The organism is Syntrophotalea acetylenivorans (genome assembly GCF_001887775.1).
GTDB classification, from domain to species: domain Bacteria; phylum Desulfobacterota; class Desulfuromonadia; order Desulfuromonadales; family Syntrophotaleaceae; genus Syntrophotalea_A; species Syntrophotalea_A acetylenivorans.
The window spans coordinates 250893-274992 of record NZ_CP015519.1 but is presented as its reverse complement, the minus strand read 5'-3'; the positions used below and the strand labels follow the sequence as shown (position 1 = coordinate 274992).

The window sequence follows — 24100 nt, the reverse complement described above, 5'->3', positions numbered from 1 at the left end:
AAAAAAATTATTCAATAGCAGCGCCCAAGCCCGCCTGGTCAAACGTTAAAGGCTGAGGCACAATCATGCTATGCTCCCCCTTGGTCAGCCAAAGCGAATACCTGCCTCGCATCGCAGGATTCGGTATAAACACCGAAAGTTCCTGGCTACTGCGAAGATCAACTTCAGAGAGCTCGATGGGCAATGGTACGATGGAGACACCTCCATTACCGTGTCCAAGCAGTGCTTTTCCATCCACCACTGCTAATCCGGTCAGTTTCGAGCTCGCGACCGATCGAAGCTGTTGAAGGGTTTTAAGGTCAACAGCCTGGACGCCGTTTTTATAATCATACAGATATCCCGTGCCTTCAAAAGCACTGACCCCCTTCACATAATCCATGGACGCTATCGAAGTAAGGAATCTCGGTTTTTCCGGAACCGAGACGTCGAATATCTGACAGCCGGCCGTGGCATTAGCCACCATCATTTTATCTCCATGCACCGTAACAGCCAACGACTGTGCAAAGACCTGCAGAGGCAAAGGCAGCGTGACCGTACCTACCACTCGTGGGCGGGTCGGTTCTTTAATGGAGACCTGCAACAACCCCGCTTTGCCGGCCGCAACAAAAGCGTGCTCGCCAACGACTGCAACATCGCGCAAATAACCTAATTCACCCAGGTATCCGATAACCCGCGGCCCTGCTATGTTTTCAATGTCGACGATATATAATCCGGTCTTGCCTGCCGCTACCACAGCTAAGCGATCAATCACAGTTACCGCTCTTGCGACACCGTCCAGTTTAACCGTATCAACTAATTGTAGTACCCCTCCCCTCTTCACCGTCAAAACCTGCAATCCCTTGGCACCATCAGCAACGTAGATTCGATCGTCCTTAATGGCCACATCGTAGGCATAACCAGGAGTTTTAAAGGAGTCAACGATGCGGAAATCGCCATTTGAATTACAACTAACAACATGTAAACCGTGGGGACCATCCGCAACATAGATCTTGTTTTCTTGAACGGCCAAGGTTTCGACATAACCGGGAGTTATAATTCGTTGCAAACCCTTCGACGGATTAATCTTATCCAGGGAGACAATCTGCAAACCCTTTTTCCCATCAGCAACGAAAGCATACCCTCCGTCAACAACAACATCCCAAGCATTGCCTGGCGTATCGACCGTACCAGCATCCTGCCAACTAAACCCAGGATGGCGTTTGAGGACTTGCAGGCCATTGAAATTATCTGCTATGTAAACACTTCCCCCCACCACTACCGCAGCACGAGCAGAGCCCGGCGTATCGATGGAAAACGATGGTTTGGATTCCGTTCCTGCCAAAGGGAAAATATCCAGTCCATTTTTCCCGCAACAAACTAAAATTTCTTTTTCAGACACCTCAATACTTTGGGCCGAGCCACTGGTTTCGAGCTTTCGGACCAACGGATATCCCTCTGTGTCATCGAACGCATACTCCCATACCCCCTGTTTGCCCTTAACTACAAACAGCTTGCCACCGTCAAGAGCAAGTCTTTTGACCCCTCCTCCCTCGACAGCAATCTCGGCGACCAAACGTGGGCGCTGTGGATGCTCTACTGAAACAATCTTTACGCCATGCTTACGCGTTGCAACCACTACCCTGTCCCCGGTGACCAACACATCAATAGCATCGCCCTCAATCGGCAGGGTTGCAACGATACGTGGCTGGTGTAAATCGTCTATAGAAATCACCTGGAGCCCGGCGGTGCCATCTGCCACATAGGCGTAAGACCCAGCTATTGCAATAGCCCATGCAGGGCCAGGAGTATCGACACTGCCGACAATCAACGGCTGATGCAAATTGCGGGTATCAACCACCAGAAATCCGCGATGGCCATTAGCCAGATAGGCCGTATCACCACGAACAACCACCTGCCGCAAATATCCCCAGGTCGGCAAGGTGGCAACTATCGCTCCGTGATTCCCAGCATCATAAGCCAGGTAAGCCTCAACCTTTTCGTCGAAACCGCTCCCGGTGATATTGACCAACAGTCCCTTACCGTCCATCTTCTGAAAGACAGTCGAGGTATCCACGGATAGCGTTTCACTCACTTCTGGCTCAAAGAAGATTGCCCGCAGAAGAAAAAACACAAGAGCACAATAGGCTATTAGACTAAAACCACACAAAGCCCAAAACATGCGCTTTGTTTTCAGGTGATGATAAATATATGATGTATCCATTTTGACCAAGGTCTCTAGGAAAAGAATATCAGAGGGATTAGGCGGTTATGGTCCGTGCCTCGGTAAGCCATTGGGCTATTACTTGATGCAGCACTTTATGTTTGAAGGGTTTACAGACAAAATCGTTCATCCCCGCTTCGCGGCAGCGAGCTTCGTCTTCTTGGCGCGAAGATGCGGTTAGGGCGATAATAGGGATTTTATGCCCTGCTCCGCGAATCTGTTTCGAGGCGGTATAACCATCCATAATCGGCATCTGACAATCCATAAGCAGCAAATCAAAAGCCTGTTGCTCCACGGCATTAACCACCGCCTGACCATCGGTCACAATAGTGACCTGATAACCAAGGTTAGAGAGACTGATATCAATCAGCTTACTGGTAGTTGGATTGTCTTCCGCCACCAAAATGGCCCCGGCAGCTCTATTATCCTCTACCGGAGAGGGTTCGAAGTTCTCTACATTGGGAGGACTCGGCAAAGGGTTGGGGGAAGAAACTAAAATATCGTCCAGCAACTTATGCAACTTTGATGGCAATAAAGGCTTATAAAGATAAGAACTGACAACCTCTATTGTCCCTTGGTCCCAGGATGCGTGGGAATTTCGCGGCCCCATGGCGACCACCCGGGTACTATGAACAGCAATAGAACGTCTGAGCACATCCAACAATGCCCATCTTTGTTCCAAAGGAAAAGAATCACTGATTAGAACAACATCGTAAAATTCATTGTGAGCCAGACTTTCTTCAAGCTCTATCTCCGTTAAAGGACATTTTTGGCTGATCTGAACACACCAGCCCGCATACTGTAAGTGTTGTTTTAACATGCGGCAGGCTGTCAGATTTTTTTCAATGACCAGAATCCTCTTACCAGCACCTTCGGCGGGCTTAACCGGTACAACTTCCTCCTTATTAAAAGTAACAGCGAAAGAAAAGACCGATCCGCTACCGGGGTTACTCTCAAGGCCGACCTGACCACCCATGATATGAACCAATTGCTTAACAATAGATAAACCAAGTCCAGTACCGCCATGCAAGCGTGTGGTCGAATTGTCCGCTTGAGAAAAAGATTCAAATATTCGTTGTTGGTCTGCCGGTTCTATACCGATCCCGGTATCAATTACTTCGAAACGAAGCTTTACCCAATCAGGCGATTCTTGTTCAGGTAAAACCCTCAATAAAACCTCACCTGAATGAGTAAACTTAATGGCATTACTCAACAAGTTGAAAAGAATCTGCCGTAGCCGGCCGGGGTCCCCACACAATACAGAGGGAATCTCCGGGGCAACATGGCAAATCAATTCTATCCCTTTAGCAAAAGCCACCTTCCCCAACAACTCAATGGGACAATCGATCACTTCCAGCAGATCAAACTCTACGTTTTCAAGAGACAGTTTCCCCGCTTCAATTTTGGAAAGATCCAACAGATCATTGAGAATCTCCAGCAGCGCCTCGCCGGAGCTGTTCAGGGTTTCTACAAGGCTGAGTTGCTCTGAGTCGAGTCCGCTATTTAAAAGCAATTCAGTGCTGCTAAGAACCCCGACCATAGGCGTACGAAGCTCATGACTGATATTGGCGAGAAAACGGGATTTGGTACGGCTCGCTTCTTCTGCTGCGTCCCTGGTCTGGACCAATTCAGCTACGGTTTCCTGCAATTCCTCATTGGTAGAGCGCAATTCGGCCGTTCGCTTACAGACCAGGTCTTCTAAGTGTTGTCGATATTTGGCGAGCTGCTGGTCGCGATCCTGCAAATGTTCAAGCATCTCGTTAAAGCCGACAATCAGAGCTCCTACTTCGTCATGGGAGCTTATTTTTGCCCGTATAGTGAAATCTTCATCGTTGGTCACGGCATGCATTTTATCGACAAGATAAAGGATGGGCCGCGAGATGATATGTTGTAATTGCCTCGACAGTAGATAAGCGAGCAAAAAGGAGAGGCCCAAAACAGCGATCACACTACCTGCAAAAAGACGCTTCCAACGGGCAAAAGCTCCCAAGTCAGAATTGAGATAAACCATGCCGACCCGTTGCCCCTGAGTGACAACAGGACAAAATACCGCCAAGTGATTACTGGAAAAGAAAAAGCTCTTTTCCCCTGCCTGAACTCCTTCCGCCAACTGTTTATATTCGGCAGGAGAGATTTGGGGATACCCACTTACAAAGGGTTTCGATGAAGTGTCTTTTCTAAGGTACTGCGCGATAGGTTCATTATGTTTATCGAAAATATATGCAAGTTGGATGTTTGGCTCTGATGCTAAGGTCGCCAGGGTATTGCGGGCCAAAGGCCGATCTTTGAAAGGAAGAGCTATCGCCGCATTGGCAGCTATGATCTCTGCCAATGACGTTTGGTGGGCAGCCATTGAGCGCCTGAAGGAAATGATCTCTAAACCGAAATAAGCCAAGGAAGAGAGCAGTAGTACAATGCTACAAACCAACAGAATAATCCACGTCAATTTCTGTCTAAGAGTTATCTTGGAAAAAAACTTCTTCATTATCGACATCATACCAAGAAAATAGGACAGAACTAAAAGCTGCAGACAATTACAATGAATCAATCTGGCTGGACTTGTAACATCAACAACAAGCTACAAAGTTAGCATTTTCATATACGGCCCCCAAAAGGGGAAAACTCATCACAAATACTTGGTTGGTTTTAATTACAATGCAGACTAACCGTGCTTTAAATTAACGCTCCCTCAACATCTTGCACCTTAACAAATTACAACACTACTGAAAAGCACTTTTAGGAGAGTGAATGTAAGACAGAAGATCAAAGGTTTCGAATTTAACAAAAACAGCCCGCTTGACACCTCAACTCAGAGAGGACGACAAACGGGCCGTTTATAATAAATCAGGGTTTTCTGTGCAAGAGGAAGCAAAGGCCTCTATCAGGGCTGTCGAACAAAAATTTCCTGGGCCAATTGTTCATCCACCGCAAATTCGGAATTACCTACATGAAAAATATATGTAGGAAACGTGCGACTTAAGCGAATGCTGCTACCAGGCAAAACACCCATGGACATAAGTTTTTGCATCTTCTTGGGATCTTCGGTGGACAAGTAAGCGATTTCCCCTTCCTCCCCGACCTGTAGTTCCGTCAAGGGCACCACCCCCATCCCCCCTTTTTTTCGTGCTTCCAGGCAACAGGGACCGGGAGGAATAGCCTTGCCGTGAGGACAGGTCGTCGGATGATTGAGCAGGGTACATATTTTAGTGTCGATGCCTTCGTTAAGCAGATGTTCGAACTCACAGGCCTTATTGTTTGCGCTCGCACCTTTAAGATCGAAGATATCCATCATCAGGCGTTCAGAAAGACGGTGCCTCCTGACCACCTTTTCTCCTTCAACCCTGCCTTCATGGCGCAGATAGACCCTTGCGCCCTTAACTTCAACCAGGGCTTGTTCCGCGAGTTCAACAAGAGGTTGATCATCGGCTGAAACCTGCAAATCCTGCAAGGATATGGAATTATCCCCATCTTCTACAACTGCAATCCAGAGCGCCTCAAGGATATCTTCGGCTTTACTGGAATTATTCATCATCTACTCCTTCTTTATCTTTATTTTTAACCCAGCGATCAAAAAATCCCGGGATCAAAGGATTGCCATACCCGCAATAGGGGCAGTAGGTCTTTTGACAACCGCGCAAACAGCGGCCACAGGACTCTTTATCCACCGCTTCTTCTGGTGTGTAATGACGGCCGCAAAAACCACACTTCATGAAAGGACGCCGCTAAACAGCAGTAGAACATTCAATGCCCAGCCCACAGAAAAAGCCAGCACCGTGACAAACAGGAAAATTCCCAAAGAAACCTTCCAGCCCCTTTCCTTTTTCATCATCAAAAACTGCGCAATGCAAGGCACAAAAAGAGTCATAGTAACAGCTGCTACGGTCAACTGGACCGGTGTTAGCAGGCCTGCCTCCTGCAGATCGTAGAGCCCTGCGGCTCCGAAATCACGACGAAAAAAACCGAAGATGAAAGCAGCCGATGCGTCTGCCGGAAGACCGAGCAGCCCCATGACCGGAGTCATGCCACGAACAAGCCACTGCAGGGCACCAGTCATTTTCCCCGCCCACAGCAATAGAGAGGCAATAATGAACAGAGGGAAAATTTCCAGAAAATACCACTGCATGCGGGTCATGGTTTTAATCAGGACATTGTGAAACTGGGGCAACCGCATGGGCGGCAACTCCATGTAGAACATTGGCCGTTCACCGGGCAAAACCCGGGCGGACAGGAAACCGACCAAAAGAAAAACCAAAACGATGCACCCGGTCCAGACCATCAGAGCTCCCGGCACTCCGGAAAGCAACCCGAGAATAACACCCAGCTGGGCACTGCACGGGATGGCAAGTGCCAACAACAGAGTCACGAGTACCCGTTCTCGAACGGTTTCCAGGGTACGGGTCACCATGGTTGCCATGGTGTCACAACCAAACCCGAGCACCATGGGAATTACTGCCCGCCCGTTAAGGCCGATTTTTTTAAAAATGCGATCGACCAGCATAGCCAGCCGGGGAAAATAACCGACATCCTCAATAACCGAAAAAGTCAGAAAAAAAGTACCGACAATAGGCAGTACCAGGGCCACCGCATAGCGAACACCGAGGGTAAAGACGCCATACTCACCGACAAGCATTTCCCGCAACCAATACCAGGGCAGGAACCGATCTGCAAGATTTACGGCTAAAGGGTTGAGATAGTTCTCGAACAACGAACCTTCGCAAAGGTCAACCAATACACCGGCTCCAAACTTGCCGACAAACTGATAGATGCCGAAATAGAGAACCACAATTAATATCGGGAAGCCGGTCCAGGGATTGGTGGTCCAGGCTGACAACCGATCAGCAAACCGGGGCTTTTGATTATCCAATTGTCGTACCGTTTCGGCCAACAATCCTTTGCACACCCGTTTACGTTCCAGGCTGATACGCAGATGAAGATCAAACCGATGTTCAAACGCTATCGCGGCAGCAGCCTGTTCCACTCTTTCAAAATTATCACCTTCGCAGCAGCGCACCAGATCGAGAATTTCATCGTCCTTTTGCAGCAGAAGCAAGGCGAGGGATCGAAGGGCGAGTCGATACTCACCGGTCATGGAGTCTGTAACCTTGGCGATATCCTTTTCCAGATCGGAGGAATACCCATAGCTCGGCAGGTCACCTTCTCCACGACCAACAATGGCCTGTTTTACCTCTTTCAAACCCCGCTTATGACGAATCGCTCCGCCCACCACAGGAATCCCGAGCTTTTCCTCCAACAACGGGATATCTATGATCATGCCGGAACGTTCTGCTTCATCAAGGATATTGACCAGCAGGATAACCGGTAGCCCGGCTTCGATAAGCTGCAGGGTCATGGGCAGCATGCGCTCGATGTTTCTGGCATCGACGACATGAATGACCGCATGAGCATCTTCGAGCAGCAACATCTCCCGGGCAACACGCTCCTCCTCGGTAATCGGCAACAGCGAGTACATGCCCGGGGTGTCGAGAATTTCATAGCGTTGACCGTTTATCTCACAATGCCCCCGAGCTACGGCAACCGAGGTGCCGGGATAATTAGAGACAACCGTATAGGCCCCGGTCAAGGCATTAAAAAGAATGCTTTTGCCAACATTGGGATTACCCACCAGAATGACCTTACGGTCACTTTGGGGAACTTTGCTTTGAGAAACCATTACAATTATTTCTATTTAAAAGGGGAATGAAAAACCATTCAAAAAAAGGCCCTGGCAATCTTCATCCGGCTGCGCATTTGGTGCACAACCCGAAGATTTCCAGACGATGACTTGAGATGATGAAATGATGGTCTTGAGCAACCTGCTCTTGTAGTTTTTCTATTCGCTTATCTTCAAACTCGATGATGGCGCCACAACCGGTGCAAATAAGATGATCGTGGTGGTCTCCACCGTGACTCAATTCATAGAGAACCTGCCCGGCACCGAAATCCCGTTCTTCTGCTATGCCGCACTCGGCAAAAAGCTTCAGGGTCCGGTAAACAGTGGCATAACCGATGTGGGGATTCTTGCTGCGAATCTCTAGGTAGAGAGCTTCTGTCGAAAGGTGTTCTTTGGAATTGAGAAATTCGTCCAGAATAATTTCCCTCTGCTTGGTCCATTTCAGCCCCTTGCGGGCCACAAATTCTCTGAAAGTTGTACGCTTGTCTGGCATCATACCTCCCATGAAATTGAATTTCAAAAATATCAGTAGGGGATGATGACTGTCAAGGTCAAATCAGGACTTTAAATCAGCCGGCAGGCGGCAGCAAGCGGTACAGATAACCGGTCACCAAGCCGAACATGTCAAAAAACAGCATGATGCCAACCACCATCAACAAGACTCCGGTACAGATCTCAACCAGACGGATGTATTTACGAAAACGGTTAAAAAAGGTAAGAAAGCCGTGAAACAGGAGCCCTGCCAACAAAAAGGGAAGACCCAGCCCTGCTGAATAAATCGTTAAAAGCAGAATACCGCGGCCGGGTCCTGCTGCTGATCCGGCAGCGAGAGCCAGAATAGTTCCCAGGATAGGCCCAATGCAGGGAGTCCAACCGGCAGCAAAGGCCAACCCAACGACAAAGGTGCCGATAAATCCAGTCGGCTTACGATGCAAATGAATCCGTTTTTCGCCGAGAAGAATACCGAAATGAAACAACCCGCTAAGATGTATACCGAAAAGAAAAATAAGAATGCCACCAATTTTTTGCACCCAGACCAGCACCGTTCGTAGCTGACCATGGAAAGAAGCGGAGGCCATTCCGGCAAGCGCCCCGAGCAAAATAAACACGGCGGAGAAGCCTGCAATAAAAACCAGGCAATGACAAAAGACCGTCAGCCGAACACGAGCACCGGGGTGCGCCTCCTGCAATTGGCCAAAGCTGAGACCGGTGATATAGGTTATATACGAGGGCAATAAAGGCAGGACACAGGGGGAAAAGAAGGACAGAATTCCGGCGGAAAATGCTATCCATAAAGTAATATCAGCGGCATTGCTCATTTAATCATTCTCTCCCGAACTGGTTGAGTTCAGTAATGACATCCCTGGAATTCCAATCACGTAAGCCAAAATGGCGCGCGACAATTATACCTTGACCGTCGACTAGAAAAACAATCGGCAGTTGATTAACTCCGTATCGCTTTTGAACGATGCCTTCGGCATCGATAAGAATCGGTAGTGAGAGCTGCTGCCTGGCAACAAAAGAGGCGATCTGCTCTTTGCTTTCTCCAACATTAACCGCGAGAATTTTAAGATTCCCCACGGCAGGATTGTCGTGCAGGCGTTGCAATGAAGACATTTCTGTTTGGCAGGGAGGGCACCAGGAAGCCCAGAAGGCTAGCAGCACTTTTTGTCCACGAAATTGACTTAGAACTACCTGCCGCCCAGCCATGTCGACCAGCGAAACATCGGGAGCCAATTCGCCGACCATAGCTCCCGGCTCATACAAAGCCTCATTACGTCGACATCCCGAAAAGCAGAGGCTGGAACCAACTAAAGCCAAAACACACAGTATCGTTGCAATCGATAAAATGGGGAGTGTCCGTATTCTGCTGACCATCCTTAACATCTAACCCTCCAGGCTCTAAAAGTCAAGGAAGCACAGATTCAATACGTTCAATAGTTGCCGTCCCCTTACCGGGGGAGTATGCTGGTTCGAACCAGATATAGAAAAGGGTCTATTTTGCAAATATTCTCCGAGATATCCATCATTATTCTTCCGGTATTCTTCGTCATTGGGCTGGGTTACCTGTTAAGACGCAGCGGCCTGATTGACGACCGTTTTTTGTATCAAGCCAACCGGCTTATCTACTTTATCGGTTTGCCTTCCCTGCTTTTCCATAAAATCGCTACTGCCGACTTCAGCGCAACGTTCAACGGCCGTATGGTTACTGGTGCCACAGTCGTCATGTTGAGCGGTTTAATCATTTCCTACAGCTATGCCGCAATAGGTCGTAAGTATCGATATGAAGACCGCGGTGCATTCAGTCAAGGGGCCTTTCGTGGCAATCTGGCCTACATCGGTCTGCCTATCGTGTTCAGTGCCTATGGAGATGCAGCTTTTGCCAGGGCCGGCATGTTTATGGGCTGCCTGGTGCCGGTGATCAACCTGTTATCCATTCTGGCCCTGCTGCTTCCCCAAAGAACCGGGAAGCGGCAAACCACATGGTCCTTCTGGTATCGCAGCCTACTCTCGAACCCCTTGATACTCGCCGCCCTGCTGGGCATTGTCTGGAGCTACTGGCAACTTCCCCTGCCAACGGTTTTTGCTCGTTCTTTCAACCTTACCGCAAGCATTACTTTGCCGCTGGCCCTATTGGCCATCGGCGGCAGCTTTTCTTTGCGGAAACTTCGCGGCGACCTGGTTCAGGCAACAATCGCCAGCCTATTCAAGGTTATCGGTCTACCATTGCTTACCATCGTTGTCATGCTACTTCTCGATGTTCGCGGTCTCGATCTCGGCATTGCCGTCCTCATGGCCGGTGCACCGGCAGCGGCCGCCTGCACAGTGCTGGCCCAGCAACTTGACAGCAACACGGAACTGGCCGGTTCGATTATCCTGCTCTCCACCCTTTTTTCTCTTATCAGCTACCCGATCATCCTGTACCTGTTGAAAGTTTATCAACTCGGTTTTGGCTAACCAGGCGCCACAAAAAAAGGCCGAGTCCTGTTAAGGGCTCGGCCTTTTGTCATTAAGTGTCCCGTCCTGAAATAAGTTTACAGCTAGGAGGCTTATTTATGGACACAGCAGAAAGTAAGCGGAAGAGACGTACTCAACGTGATTACACCATGGGCTTTAAATTGCAGGTGGTTGCTGCCGTAGAAAAAGGCGACATGACCTACAAGCAGGCTCAGAAGATTTATGGCATCCAGGGCCGCTCGACAGTGTTAAAATGGTTGCGAAAACACGGAAGGCTGGATTGGACCCAACCTGTGAGGATGACCATGCCCAAATCTCCCAAAGCGAAAGAAACTCCCGTACAGAAAATCAAGCGACTCGAGCGCGAACTTGAGGATGAACGTCTTCGCAATCTGTTGTTGAATGAAGTGGTGGATATCCTGGATGCAGAGCACGGAACGGGACTGCGAAAAAAGTATATTGCCAAGGAGCGAGACGCCTTCAAAAACAAAAAGGGCTGAGTCTAAGCCGCGCTTGTAAGCTCCTTGGCATCACCCGGCAAGCCGTTTATCAAAGAGAAAAACGCAGTGAGCAGCGCAGCATAGAGTTGGCCCCCGTCAAGTCAATGGTGATGGAGGTCAGACGGTTTATGCCGCGGCTTGGTACTCGCAAACTGTATTTTTTGTTGAAACCCATGTTTGTTGAGCAGGGAATAAAGTTGGGGCGTGACGCTTTTTTTGACTATTTGAGAGCGCATCAACTGCTGGTGACACCGATCAAGCGCTACACAAAAACGACGCACAGCAAACATTGGATGAAGAAATACCCGAATCGTTTAGGCAGTCAAGAGATCAGTTGTGCCGAACAAGCCTTTGTGAGCGATATTACCTACGTTGAAACGGATGAAGGTGTTCACTATCTATCATTGGTCACAGATGCCTATAGTCGCAAAATCATGGGTTATGAAGTCAGTGACAATATGCGTGCTGACAGGGTCGTAAAAGCTTTACGTCGGGCAGCTAAGCAACGACAGACAAGCCGAGCGTTAATACACCATTCAGACCGAGGTCTACAATATTGTTCAGCGATCTACCAGCAAGAGCTAAAGCGTCATGGTATGACGCCGTCAATGACAGATGGCTATGATTGTTATCAGAACGCTTTGGCCGAGAGGGTAAATGGTATTTTGAAGCAGGAGTTTCTGATCACCAAGTGCCGGACTTTGAGTGAGTTGAAGGGTTTGGTGCGGGAATCCGTCGATACCTACAATCGTCTGAGGCCACACCTCAGCTTAGACATGAAAACACCAGAAGAAGTACATAAGAAAGCCACCTCCGCAAGGGAGGTGGCTTGAAAAAACCGTCAATCTATTTTAGGACGTGACAAAGAAACCTGATGTTTAGTCAAGAATAATCAGCAACTCTCCGGCATCGATCTGCATTCCCTCGAAGACCAGAACTTCGGAAACAACCCCGTCTTTAGCAGCCTTGACGTTAGTCTCCATCTTCATCGCCTCGGTAGATAAGAGGGTGTCCCCTTCTTTGACCACATCCCCGACATTGACCAGAATACGGAAAACCTTGCCGGGCATGGGAGCACCGACATGATGCAGATTATCCGGATCGGCTTTTCGGTGGGTGATCATATCCGATTCCACCGACAGGTCCGGAACGGCTACCTGGCGCGGTTCGCCGTTGAGTTCAAAGTAGATATCACGATTGCCATCTTCGGTTACCCGACCGATAGCATTAAGCTGGACAACCAGGGTCTTGCCCGGCTGTATCTCAATGGACGTCTCGTCCCCGAGATCCAGACCGTAGAAAAAGACCGGAGTCGGCAACACGGAAGTATCTTCGTATTCCTGACGATGGCGGGCAAACTCTTCGAAAACCCCGGGGTAGAGGACCGCTGAAAGAACATCCCGGTCATCGACCTCCTGGCCGAGCTTCTTTTCCAATTCATCTTTCTTAGCCGCAAAATCAACAGCTTCCAGAAATTCGCCAGGGCGGCAAGTGATGGGCTCCTCGCCTTTTAGAACTATTTTCTGAAGCTCTTCCGGGAAGCCACCGTGAGGCTGACCGATCATACCTTTGAAAAAGTCCACAACCCCTTGGGGAAAGGTCAACTCCGAACCCCGCTCATAAACATCGGCAGGCTCAAGATTGTTCTGCACCATGAACATGGCCATGTCGCCAACAATCTTCGACGACGGGGTCACCTTGATGATATCGCCGAACATATCGTTAACCTTACGGTACATCTCCTTGCACTCTTCCCAGCGATGACCAAGGCCGAAGCCTTCAACTTGCGGTTTGTAATTGGAATACTGACCGCCAGGAATCTCATGGTGGTAAACCTGAGCAGTGCCGCTGCGAAGCTCCGATTCAAAGGGCGCATAGTAGGTGCGCACCGTTTCCCAGTAATTGGCCAGCTTCTGCAATTTCTTTTCATCAAGTTGCGGATCGCGCTCAGAATCCTTCAACACGGAGAGAAGTGCATTCATGTTCGGCTGAGCGGTAAGACCCGAAACCGAAGAAAGTGCCGTATCGACGATATCAACCCCGGCCATGGAGGCGGCAAAGAGAGTCGCCCCACCGTTACTTGAGGTATCGTGAGTATGGAGGTGAATGGGGATGCCGACCTCCTGCTTCAGGGCTTTGACCAGCTTCTCGGCCGCAAAAGGCTTGAGCAATCCGGCCATATCTTTGATCGCCAGAATATGGGCGCCCATCCTTTCCAGTTCCTTGGCCATGTCCACATAGTAAGAAAGCGGATACTTATCCCGCTTGGGATCAAGAATGTCCCCGGTATAACAGATCGCCGCTTCACACACGGCGCCGGACTTGCGTACGGCATCCATGGCCACCTGCATGCCCTTGGTCCAGTTCAATGAATCGAAGACCCTAAAGACGTCGATACCGCTTTTGGCCGCCTGGGCAACAAATTCCTGCACCACGTTATCGGGATAGTTGCAATAACCGACCGCATTCGATCCGCGCAACAGCATCTGGAACAGGATATTGGGAATCTTCTCCCGCAAACGGTCAAGGCGCTCCCAGGGGTCTTCCTTAAGGAAGCGCATGGACACATCAAAAGAGGCTCCTCCCCACATCTCCAGGGAGAAGAGATCGCTGGCAAGATGACTAGTTGCCGGGGCGATAAGATCGAGGTCATAAGTCCTGAAGCGTGTCGCCATCAAAGATTGGTGGGCGTCGCGCATGGTGGTATCGGTGATCAACAACTTGCGCTCGTTCAGCGCCCACTGGGACAGTCCTTCCGGACCCAGTTCTTTAAGGATATCGCGGCTACCCTTGGGACGACTGCAATCGTAGGGGATCTCGGGAACAACAGGATTACGCAAATCCTTGAAGTGCAGCGGCTCCTTTATACCTTCATAACCGTTGACCACCGTGTGGCCAATAAAAGACAACAGCTTATGGGCGCGATCACGCTTGACCGGCATTTGAAACAGCTCCGGGTGATTATCTATAAAGGAGGTGTCACACTGCCCGGCCAGAAAGGTCGGATGATTGATAACGTTTTCCAAAAAACCTTTATTGCTCTTTACGCCACGCAGACGAAATTCCTCGAGGCTGCGGCTCATGGTGCGGGCCGCACCGGCCAGATTCAGCCCCCAGCAGCTGATTTTCACCAACAACGAATCGTAGTCGGGGCTGATGCGGGCACCGGGATAGGCACTTCCCGCATCGAGCCGCACGCCAAAACCTCCAGGGCTGCGATAGGCGGCGATGGTGCCGAAATCCGGTGCGAAATTCTTTTCCGGATCCTCGGTGGTTACACGGGACTGAATGGCAAAACCATTCAACACAATATCTTCCTGGCTTTGAATCCCAATCTCGGGGTCAGCCAAGCGATAACCCTCGGCAACGCGAATTTGTCCCTGAACCAGATTGCGGCCGGTGACCATCTCCGTAACCGTGTGTTCGACCTGGATCCGGGTGTTGACCTCGATGAAGTAGAAGTTTTCCTCCTGATCCATGAGGAATTCAACGGTCCCCGCATTGACATAATCGACGTGTTTGCAGATTTTCAGGGCGTAGTCGCATAATTCTTGCCGTTTAGCCTCGCTCAGAGCCGGCGAGGGAGCAACCTCGATAACTTTCTGGTGACGGCGCTGAATGGAGCAATCACGATCGAAGAAGTGAACTAAATTGCCGTGATGGTCGCCGAGAACCTGGACTTCGACATGTTTAGGATTCTCGATGAATTTCTCGAGAAAGACCGCCGGGTTGCCAAAGGCCGTCTTGGCCTCGGACGAAGCTGATTTCAGCCCTTCAAGCAGTTCTTTTTGGTTCCGGGCTACTCGCATCCCGCGACCACCCCCACCTGCAGCGGCTTTGACCATGATCGGATAACCGGCCTTGGCAGCGAACAACAGGGCTTTTTCTTCGCAAGTAACGGGATCAGCCGTGCCCGGCACCACAGGTACACCGGCCTCCATAGCAACCTTGCGCGCTGCGACCTTATCCCCCAAACGACGCTGAATATCCGCACCAGGCCCTATAAAGGCGATTCCAGCCTCGGCACAAGCTTCTGCGAAAAGAGGGTTTTCCGATAAAAAGCCGTATCCGGGATGGATAGCGTCGACACCTTTTTTGAGGGCAAGCTCGATAATTTCGTCGATGCCCAGATAAGCTTCTATAGGCCCCTTGCCCTTACCGATCAGGTAAGACTCGTCCGCTTTATAGCGATGCAAAGAAATCCGATCTTCTTCGGAAAAGATGGCAACAGTCTGAATGCCGAGTTCAATGCAGGCGCGAAAAATCCGAATGGCAATCTCGCCGCGATTGGCTACCATGATCTTATTGAAACGATTTATTTCCATTTCTAAGTACCCTCCAAACAACAATGATTATCCTTATCCTGAACAGTCGATGCTATCAGAACCTTCAACACAAATCAATATGAACTTTATTTTGTGAATCTAAATACCAATTGGATTCAACACTTTACCACGGTTATCAGAGCAACAAATAAAAAGCGCACGACCTAATCAGCAAGCCGTGCGCAGTAGCTACATCTGGCAGCCAAAAGTCATTCGTTTTTGGTTCCCTGTTCAAGAAAAGGCCGAACCAGGTCGATGGGGAAAGGGAAAATAACGGTTGAATTCTTTTCGGCGGCCACTTCGGTCAAAGTTTGCAAGAAACGCAGCTGCAAAGCGCTTTTATCCGTGGAAAGGATAGACGCCGCCTCGGTCAACTTTTGCGCTGCCTGATATTCGCCTTCGGCGTGAATGACCTTTGAGCGGCGCTCTCGCTCCGCTTCGGCCTGGCGGGCCATGGCCCGTTGCATTTCAGCCGGCAAATCGACATGCTTTATCTCGACGTTGGATATCTTCACCCCCCAGGGGTCCGTCTGTCGATCGAGAATCTCCTGTAAATGCTGATTGATCTGTTCACGATGGGCCAGCAGATCATCGAGCTCCGATTGGCCGAGCACGCTACGCAGTGAGGTTTGGGCCAATTGACTGGTGGCATAGAGATAGTCTTGCACCTCGATGATGGCCTTGTCCGGCCCCACCACTCGAAAATAGAGCACCGCATTGACTTTGATCGAGACATTGTCTTTGGTAATAACGTCCTGAGGCGGCACATCCATGGCCACGGTGCGCAAGCTGATCTTTCGCATCCGGTCGACTATGGGTATAATAAACCGCAATCCCGGTCCCTTAACGGTAGAAAACCGGCCAAGACGAAACACCACACCCCGCTCGTATTCCAAAATAATCCGTACTGCGCTGCTGAGAACCAGCAAAACCAGAAAGATAATGATAATCGGAAACGCCATACTGCCTCCTTTCGCCACCCTTGGACCAACAAACTGAATTCCTCTGTGAGAGGAGTCAATCCTTCATCCCGAGACAGCTCACACGATCTGCTATGTCGATGTGGCCTTTTTGACCTCCAGACGCATATTGCTGCCGACGCAGACCACTTCAATCTTCTCTCCCCGGGCAACAGGAGCAGTCGAATAAGCCTGCCAGTACTCCCCATGGACAAAGACCTTACCGTCTTGATGAATATCAGTTACCGCCTCGCCCTGCTCCCCAACCATCCCCTCGGCACCGGAAAAAAACCGACGACGCTGGGTTCGCACAACGCAAAAAAGGACTACCATAAACAAACCGCTGACCACGGTTACCGTTCCTGCAATTACCATCCAGGAAATACGCAAAAAAGGTTCGGGTTGTTCAATCAGCATCAATGACCCAAGAGTCATGGAAACGATGCCACCAATGGTCAACATGCCGTAAGACACCACTTTTACCTCGAGAATAAACAGCACCAGAGCCAAGATAATGAACAAAACACCAACGTAATTGACAGGCAGGGTTTGAAAGGCGAAAAAAGCCAGTAGCAAAGCAATGGCACCAATGGCCCCGGGCAGAATGACTCCAGGCTGAGAAATCTCGAAAAAAATACCCAGCATGCCCAGCATCAACAACATATAAGCAATATTTGGCTGGCTGATTACGTTGAGTATTTTTTGTCGCCAATTCATCTCGACAAAAATTAATTCGGCGTCGGCGCTATGCAAAATAAGCGTCTTGTCCTCCCGCCGATATTCAGCCCCGTCGATGGTTTTCAGCAAGGACGCTTCGTCTGTCGCAAGAAGATCGACTACTTGTCGGCGTACGGCGTCCTCTGCGGCCAGCGACAAGCTGTCTCGGACCATAAGCTCCGCCAGTTCGGCATTTCGACCACGCTGCTGAGCAATACTGCGGGCATAAGCCACGGCATCCTCGGTGACTTTGCTGAGCATGATCTCATTCTGTTCTCCTCCGATCCCAATCGCTACCGGATGAGCGGCTCCAATATTGGTCCCAGGCGCCATGGCAGCAAAATCAGCGGCCAGGGTAATTAATGCGCCAGCTGAAGCAGCACGGGCGCCGTCAGGGTAAACATATACGATCGTTGGGATATCGGACCCGAGAAGAGCCTGGATAATGCTGCGCATAGCGCTATCGAGGCCACCCGGGGTATCGAGTTCCAGCAAAAAGGCGTTCCGGCCGGCCCGATTGGCACTATCCACTTGCGCGACAACAAACTCGGCCACCGTCGAATTAATGACGTCGGCGACCCGCACCGCACCGATTCGCACCTGTGTGGGCTTCTCCCCAGCGGCCTTTAAGGTTCTAACTCCAGAAACTAAGGCTGAGGCCAACGCCATGAATATCATGGAGATAAACAAAAAATTTCTCATCACAACAAGGTTAACCGAAGGCCCTTATCTGTCAATTCAGCCTAGCAGTCCGCCGGACTTAACGGGCCGAAACGAAAATTGGCTGTTAGAGGCCAGGCGGTCGAGAACGTGAGAGCGAATAGCAGGACTATTTGGGGAAAATGGTCGAGAGCCTGGGCCGATCAGGCGATTTTGCAGACGACTCGTGATGAGTCCGACAGCTTGCTAGCTGAAATATTTCTGCGGACTCCTTGCCCCAGGCGTTTTAGTGTGGTATCTGTTTAATGCGTCAAATATGTGACGCAATTCTGCTGCCGGAAAGTTGCTATGAAACCGTCCTCTCAGATCCTGGTTATCGATGATGATCCGAGTAACCGCGAAGCCATTTCCCTGTTGCTGAACAGCAGCGGTTATCAGGTACAGTCCGCCGCCAGCGGTGAAGAAGCCTTGGAACTATTGCAAAAAAACAGCTTCGAGGTAATCCTCACCGATCTTTTCCTGCCGGGAATCAGCGGCATCGACATTCTCAAAAGAGTCAAAGAGGATGCCCCCTCCAGCAGTGTCATTCTAATCACCGGTAAAGCCTCGGCGGAAACAGCTGTTGAAGCGATGAAGAGCGGCGCCTTTGACTATCTGACCAAACCACTGCATTTCGAGCGTCTCAAGGTCGTCATTTCCAAGGCGCTGGAAAAAACCCAGCTGCTGAGCGAAAACCTCTACTTGCGCCAGCAGCTCCGCGGCAAATACCGTTTCGACAAAATTGTCGGTAACAGCCTGGCCATGCAGCAGGTCTTCTCCCGCATGGAAAAGATTGTCGGTACCGATTCAACTATTCTAATTCTCGGGGACTCCGGCACCGGCAAGGAACTGGTGGCCAAGGCAATTCATTTTAACGGCAATCGAAAGGATAAACCTTTCGTTGCTATTAACTGTGGAGCGATACCGGCCGAACTGCTCGAGAGCGAGCTCTTCGGTCACGTTAAAGGATCTTTCACCGGAGCAGTTGCAGATAAAAAAGGCAAGTTTGAACAGGCGCACCACGGCACGATCTTCCTTGATGAAATCGCCACCATGCCCCTTCATCTGCAGATGAAATTACTGCGGGTACTGCAGGAACAGGAGGTAGAAAAGGTCGGCGACAACAAAACGATCAAGCTTGACGTCCGTGTAATTTCCGCCACGAACGCCAATTTGGAAGATTCAGTCAGAGCCGGAGAGTTCCGTGAGGATCTTTACTACCGCCTCAACGTTATCCCGATCAAACTGCCTGCATTGAAAGAGCGTCAAGAAGATATCGCCTTACTGTCGCGTCATTTTGTCGAAAAATTCTGCCAGGAAACAGGCCGCACGCCTATTGCCTTTAGCAGCGAGGCGATGCGTGCCATGGAGGCTTACTCCTGGCCCGGCAATGTCCGTGAACTGGAAAATGTGATTGAACGAACCATGACCCTTTCCGAGGGCAGTACTATTGAAATATCCGACCTTCCCACCGATATCGGGGAAGCCGATCCAGACAGTCATGAAACAGATGTCGTTGGTCCAAAACTAACTGAACAGGGGATTGACATGCCCCAATTTGTAGCAGGTATAGAACGCAACTTGATTCTTTCGGCTTTAGCTTTGGCAAACGGGGTCAAAGCCCGAGCTGCAGCCCTTCTTAGTATCAAAAGAACCACATTGGTTGAAAAAATCAAACGCTTAAAGATTGAGGCTTAATTGGATAAATATAGCCCAAGGCTTCTACAAATCATTAAATAAGAGCAGTGTAAAAACTCCCTGGAGAGTATATATTGCCGCCCTATCCTAGCCAAAAAGCACAATTACGCTTGGATCTTAAACTGCTGAGCAAGTTTATCTACGAGCTCAACATCGCACGTCATCACACCGTTACCTATCCCGCCAGCCACCCTGTTATCGGGCAGAGCGTTCAGAAAGCCCTGTCTTACTTAGAACAACTGCAGCCGGAAAACGGGCTACTTTCTCTTGGCATCAGCAAAGACAAGCTGGTGGCAGGCCAGACTATCCTGGATGAGAAAAATCCGGTTTACAAAGAATTTGCCTCGCATTTTTTCAACCATGGCATTGCCGTCGTAACCCTGCATCAAAATCTTCCCGAGAAACAACTGAAGGAATTCCTAGGAATCATCGGCCAAAACAGGGAGGCGGTTCAAGCTCAAGGCGGGCTATTGGGACTGATCAAAGCAGCCGCTATCGATGGAATCCAGGTTAAACCCATCGATTACAGCGCTTTCGGCATATCTGACCAAATCAGTGAAAGTCCTCCGAGCCTCGCGGCTATAAAAAAGAAAGAAGCCGCGATATGGGAGCGTTTAGTCCAGAACCTGTTGGTTGGAAAGGGAGCGCAAACTCAACCAAAACCCCAACTTAAAAGTAAAGAGGATTTCGCTGCACAAGCGGTGGCCGAACAACTAAACCAACAAGTGGTGGATAATGAACTTCCGTTGGAAGGACACTACGATCGGGCGATTACCGAGTTTCTGCGTGAACTGGACCGCGAACAGCTCTCCAACAGGGGAAGCTCCATGGCCATCACCCGACTGCAAGGCTTGGCCTCCCAACTCAATCCCGAGTTGCGTGCACAATTGCTCAACAGCACTTTTCGAGCTGTCGCTCCTGATGAAAAAATGGCAGAAAAGGTGCTGTCTCAATTTCCAGGCACGATGTTGATGGAGGTCCTGGAAACTCTCAACTCCCGTCAAACGACCATACCGCCGATTATCTTTACGCTGCTGGACAGACTGACACAGTGTGAAAACAGCCAAGAGTCGGGAGCCTCCTCAATTGGAAACAACGCCGATACAAAGATCGTATCGTCCAATACCGAGGGGCTATTGAGCCCTCTCTATGCAAGAGATGAATCGGAAAGTTTTATTCCTGAGGAATACGGCGAGACCCTGCGGTCTATCGAAGCCCCTGCCAGTCAACAACCGGAGTCCCCTCCTGATGAGCACTACTGGCAAGCGTCCTTTAATCAACAGCCGATTGAGAGAAAAGTCAGCGACATACTTTTTGAACTGGCTCAAACCGATTGCGGTGAGGGTAAAGACAAATCCTTTAAAAAGGCCCTGCACAACTTATGTGGCCACTTCCTCGATACCGGCGATTTTGTTTCACTGGCTGACATATATTCTCGACTGTCCTCTGCAAACAATGATACGGCAGCTAATGACCCCGCCTGGTTTCAAGAAATACGCACAGAGCTTTATTCACCAGTATTTATTTCTCAGGTTTTGGAAACATTGGCTGCTTGGGGAAAAAACGCCTTTAAGGAATTCACTCTCCTCCTTGAAACCATAGGTCCGATCGCCATTGGCCCCATGCTCGATCGCCTTGCTATAGAACCAAACCGTGCCCTGCGCCAATTTTTTATGAACTGCCTCGTCGATCAGGGAATCGCAACCAGAGACCATGCTATCACACGGCTCAAGGATTCTCGCTGGTACTATCTGAGAAATCTGATTATCATTCTGCAGCGCCTTGGAGATCCTTCTTCCATGAGCGCGATCACCCCCTTATGGGACCACCCTCACGAAAAAGTCCGGTATGAGGTAGTGAAAACAGCCCTTGTTTTTCAGGTTCCGCAAGGCAGCGATCATCTCCTCGAAGAATTTTCCCACCCCGATCATCAACGCTGTCTTTCTGCCGTAAAAATGGCCAGGTACTGTCGTGACTCCAGAGTCAAATCCGCGCTTCTGAAAATGCTTGGAGATAAAAACCTGTCCAGAAAAGGTTTGTTTTTAAAGTTTGCGGCGCTCGATTCATTAACAAAACAAGGCGGAAAAGACTTATTACCCCATCTTGAAAAACGATTCCGCGCTTACAGCCTCTGGCATCCCCGCCGGCAAATGCGTTTGCGAAGACGCATTCTACGAAGTTTGAAAAACTTTTCCCAAGACGATATCGCTTCTCTGCTCCACAAGCTTTCCGGGATAAAACGACCCGCACTTGCTCGCCTGGTTCGACAAGCCCAAACAGAACTGCTAAAGGGGGCACCATGAGCCAACAACAGCCTGCTATCTGGCAAGATTTTTTCCGTTTGTTAGTCACTGCCGCAGCAAATGCCGATCTTTACAACCAACAACACCCGCAGGTAACCCGCTTGTGCGGCAAAGCCCTTGAACTGATTAAATCCCTGTTCGGCAGCAAAAATCAAATCGATATCTTGCTCATCGACCAGAACATCGTTCTTGATGAGACTCCCTTATCGTCAAATCTTCACACCGTCCGTTTCGTCGAGGCGCTAAGAGTTCACGGCATCGAACATCTCAGTTTACAAAGGGCTATAAGCCAACAGGAACTTTTGCAACTGATTGTGTTGTTGACCAAGCGCCAGGATCTCTCTCAACAGCCCAAAAGCAGCACGAGTTTACGGTTTGGAAGTATCGACATGTCAAAGGCAGGGCAAACCTCAACAGCTGTCGGGGCGACACCTCTTCCCAGTGAGAGCGACCTGGTGCAATACGAACGGGAACGGCTATCCGATATTTGTACCGGTGTCGGCAAAAAGCGTTCCCTCAGCCTAAATGGACTCAAAGAAATTGTTGCCCACTTTCTGCAGGCCCTGGACCAGGAACTTAATCCCCTGCTGGCTATTTTTCCACTGCATCAACAGGATCAGTACTCCTTTACCCACTCAACCAACGTCTGTCTGCTTACTCTGGCTCATGCCCGCCGGCTCGGCCTTAGCGGCCCCTTGCTCCACGACATCGGCATTGCGGCACTGCTGCACGATATCGGCAAACTGTTTCTGCCTGTCGACATCATCAATAAACCGGGTAAGCCCAACGAAGAGGAATGGCAGATAATTCGCTTACATCCTGTACGCGGCGCAGAATATCTCGTCGGCACACCGGGGGTTCCGCAACTGGCGGTGGTAACAGCCTACGAACACCATATGAAATACGATCTGACCGGGTATCCTGGGGTCAGAAAGGATTGGCAACAACATCTGGGCAGCCACATGGTTACCATAGCCGACATCTTCGACGCTCTGCGCACCAAGCGCGCCTACCGTGAGGCTATGGGAGCCAACAGGGTCTACGAAATGCTGACTGATCTATCAGGCAGCGAACTGCATCCGGAGCTCACTGCAAGTTTCCTTCAGATGATTAATCAAGCGACAGTACCGGCAACTGCACCGGAGACAACCTGAGCAGGAATCCAGCTATTAACTCCCCGCCATCACCCCGGATCGTCTTACTCGACTCAATCTGGTTAATCGTGACAAACAAAACACTGTTGAAAACAAAACTTCCATCTTGACGATTATCACCAGATCGGGCAGGTTAAGACCTCGGACCAGTCCTGAAGACCTTGCATATTTACCGCAAACACTGAAGATTTCATGGCTGATGCAAACGCTTGTCAAATATTAGGTACCGGACAACGACGTTGAACTCAGTCTGGAATTCGGGCTTTGAAACGATCCACTATCTGCTGTTTTTCTGCCCAAAATACCGCCCCCAAAGGAGTCAAGATGTCTGCCGAGAACAAAATCGGAGCCAAGCTGCGTCAACTACGCGAAGCAAAAGAAATGAACATCGAACAGTTGGCCGAAAAGAGCCAATGCCACGCCGACCAGATCCGGCAGATTGAAGAGGGCGCACTGGTCCCCTCCCTTACCCCGCTCATGCAAATTTCCCGTGCTCTGGGCGTGCGCCTCGGCACTCTGATGGATGATGATCCGCTCAACGGCCCGGCTGTTTTTAATAACGCCCATGCTCCCAATGTGATTCGCTTCTCCGGCAAAGACCCAGAGGCGACCAGCAGTAACCTCGATTTCGTCTCCATGGCGGCCGGCAAAAAAGATCGGCACATGGAACCCTTCATGATCGAGGTCAAGCCGCGTACCGGCGAAGCAGCGCCCCTCTCCGGCCACGAAGGCGAGGAGTTCATCTATGTGATCTCCGGCTCTATCCAGATCAACTACGGCAAAACTACCTACGAGCTGGAAGCGGGCCAGAGCATCTACTACGATTCGGTCGTGCCCCACGACGTGCATGCCAAAGGTGGCGAGCCCGCCAGGATTCTGGCCGTCGTCTACGTACCTTGCTAACTCGGAGATCTCA

At 50.1% G+C, this 24100-nt stretch carries 17 protein-coding genes; 6 read left to right on the top strand and 11 right to left on the bottom strand.

From position 1 onward, the window contains the following. Positions 1-7 precede the first annotated feature (7 nt). The 8 genes from A7E78_RS01205 to A7E78_RS01170 all read right to left on the bottom strand — a co-directional run bounded on the left by A7E78_RS01205 (position 8) and on the right by A7E78_RS01170 (position 9758). A complete protein-coding gene (locus A7E78_RS01205) occupies positions 8-2200 on the bottom strand; it encodes an LVIVD repeat-containing protein (protein WP_072282557.1) in 2193 nt (730 codons plus the stop codon). A gap of 37 nt (positions 2201-2237) precedes the next feature. Next, positions 2238-4685 carry a response regulator gene (locus A7E78_RS01200; protein ID WP_158516050.1) on the bottom strand — a complete coding sequence of 816 codons (2448 nt, stop codon included), beginning with the start codon at positions 4683-4685 and terminating at the stop codon, positions 2238-2240. 396 nt (positions 4686-5081) lie between these two features. Continuing rightward, on the bottom strand, positions 5082-5729 hold the full coding sequence (locus tag A7E78_RS01195) for a metal-dependent transcriptional regulator (protein ID WP_072282555.1): 648 nt from the start codon (positions 5727-5729) through the stop codon (positions 5082-5084). Beyond that, positions 5722-5910 carry a hypothetical protein gene (locus tag A7E78_RS01190; protein WP_072282554.1) on the bottom strand — a complete coding sequence of 63 codons (189 nt, stop codon included), beginning with the start codon at positions 5908-5910 and terminating at the stop codon, positions 5722-5724. The genes A7E78_RS01195 and A7E78_RS01190 overlap by 8 nt, the downstream gene beginning before the upstream one ends. Beyond that, a complete protein-coding gene (gene feoB, locus A7E78_RS01185) occupies positions 5907-7871 on the bottom strand; it encodes a ferrous iron transport protein B (protein ID WP_072282553.1) in 1965 nt (654 codons plus the stop codon). The genes A7E78_RS01190 and feoB overlap by 4 nt, the downstream gene beginning before the upstream one ends. A 61-nt stretch (positions 7872-7932) precedes the next feature. Continuing rightward, entirely contained in the window at positions 7933-8367 is a 435-nt protein-coding gene (locus A7E78_RS01180; protein WP_072282552.1) for a Fur family transcriptional regulator, read from the bottom strand. A gap of 73 nt (positions 8368-8440) precedes the next feature. Further along, positions 8441-9190, bottom strand: a complete 750-nt coding sequence (locus A7E78_RS01175) for a cytochrome c biogenesis CcdA family protein (protein ID WP_072282551.1) — start codon at positions 9188-9190, stop codon at positions 8441-8443. A gap of 4 nt (positions 9191-9194) precedes the next feature. Beyond that, complete coding sequence (locus A7E78_RS01170) at positions 9195-9758, bottom strand: TlpA family protein disulfide reductase (RefSeq protein WP_083552510.1); 564 nt, start codon at positions 9756-9758, stop codon at positions 9195-9197. A gap of 114 nt (positions 9759-9872) precedes the next feature. On the opposite strand from A7E78_RS01170, the gene A7E78_RS01165 reads away from it, so the two are divergent. Together A7E78_RS01165 and A7E78_RS14770 are read left to right on the top strand one after the other, a co-directional pair. Further along, positions 9873-10829, top strand: a complete 957-nt coding sequence (locus A7E78_RS01165; RefSeq protein ID WP_072282550.1) for an AEC family transporter — start codon at positions 9873-9875, stop codon at positions 10827-10829. A gap of 98 nt (positions 10830-10927) precedes the next feature. Further along, a protein-coding gene (locus A7E78_RS14770) for an IS3 family transposase (protein ID WP_418361387.1) occupies positions 10928-12162 on the top strand; the annotation gives its coding sequence in 2 pieces (ribosomal slippage) (positions 10928-11296 and positions 11299-12162; 1233 coding nt in all). Positions 12163-12207: 45 nt separating this feature from the next. On the opposite strand, the gene A7E78_RS01150 is transcribed toward A7E78_RS14770, so the two are convergent. The 3 genes from A7E78_RS01150 to A7E78_RS01140 all read right to left on the bottom strand — a co-directional run bounded on the left by A7E78_RS01150 (position 12208) and on the right by A7E78_RS01140 (position 17930). Next, complete coding sequence (locus A7E78_RS01150) at positions 12208-15654, bottom strand: pyruvate carboxylase (RefSeq protein ID WP_072282548.1); 3447 nt, start codon at positions 15652-15654, stop codon at positions 12208-12210. Positions 15655-15863: 209 nt separating this feature from the next. Continuing rightward, on the bottom strand, positions 15864-16616 hold the full coding sequence (locus A7E78_RS01145; RefSeq protein ID WP_072282547.1) for a slipin family protein: 753 nt from the start codon (positions 16614-16616) through the stop codon (positions 15864-15866). Between the two features lie 90 nt (positions 16617-16706). After that, positions 16707-17930 carry an NfeD family protein gene (locus A7E78_RS01140; RefSeq protein WP_235606774.1) on the bottom strand — a complete coding sequence of 408 codons (1224 nt, stop codon included), beginning with the start codon at positions 17928-17930 and terminating at the stop codon, positions 16707-16709. 408 nt (positions 17931-18338) lie between these two features. Here A7E78_RS01140 and A7E78_RS01135 point away from each other — a divergent pair, with 408 nt between their 5' ends. The 4 genes from A7E78_RS01135 (at position 18339) to A7E78_RS01120 (ending at position 24087) form a co-directional block, all read left to right on the top strand. Continuing rightward, positions 18339-19727 (top strand): sigma-54-dependent transcriptional regulator, encoded by a 1389-nt coding sequence (locus tag A7E78_RS01135; protein ID WP_072282545.1) that lies wholly within the window; start codon positions 18339-18341, stop codon positions 19725-19727. Positions 19728-19801: 74 nt separating this feature from the next. Next, positions 19802-22030 carry a HEAT repeat domain-containing protein gene (locus tag A7E78_RS01130; protein WP_072282544.1) on the top strand — a complete coding sequence of 743 codons (2229 nt, stop codon included), beginning with the start codon at positions 19802-19804 and terminating at the stop codon, positions 22028-22030. Next, positions 22027-23184: an HD-GYP domain-containing protein gene (locus tag A7E78_RS01125; RefSeq protein WP_072282543.1), complete on the top strand. Its 1158-nt coding sequence runs from the start codon at positions 22027-22029 to the stop codon at positions 23182-23184. The genes A7E78_RS01130 and A7E78_RS01125 overlap by 4 nt, the downstream gene beginning before the upstream one ends. Positions 23185-23508: 324 nt before the next feature. Beyond that, on the top strand, positions 23509-24087 hold the full coding sequence (locus A7E78_RS01120; protein WP_072282542.1) for a helix-turn-helix domain-containing protein: 579 nt from the start codon (positions 23509-23511) through the stop codon (positions 24085-24087). Positions 24088-24100: the final 13 nt, after the last annotated feature.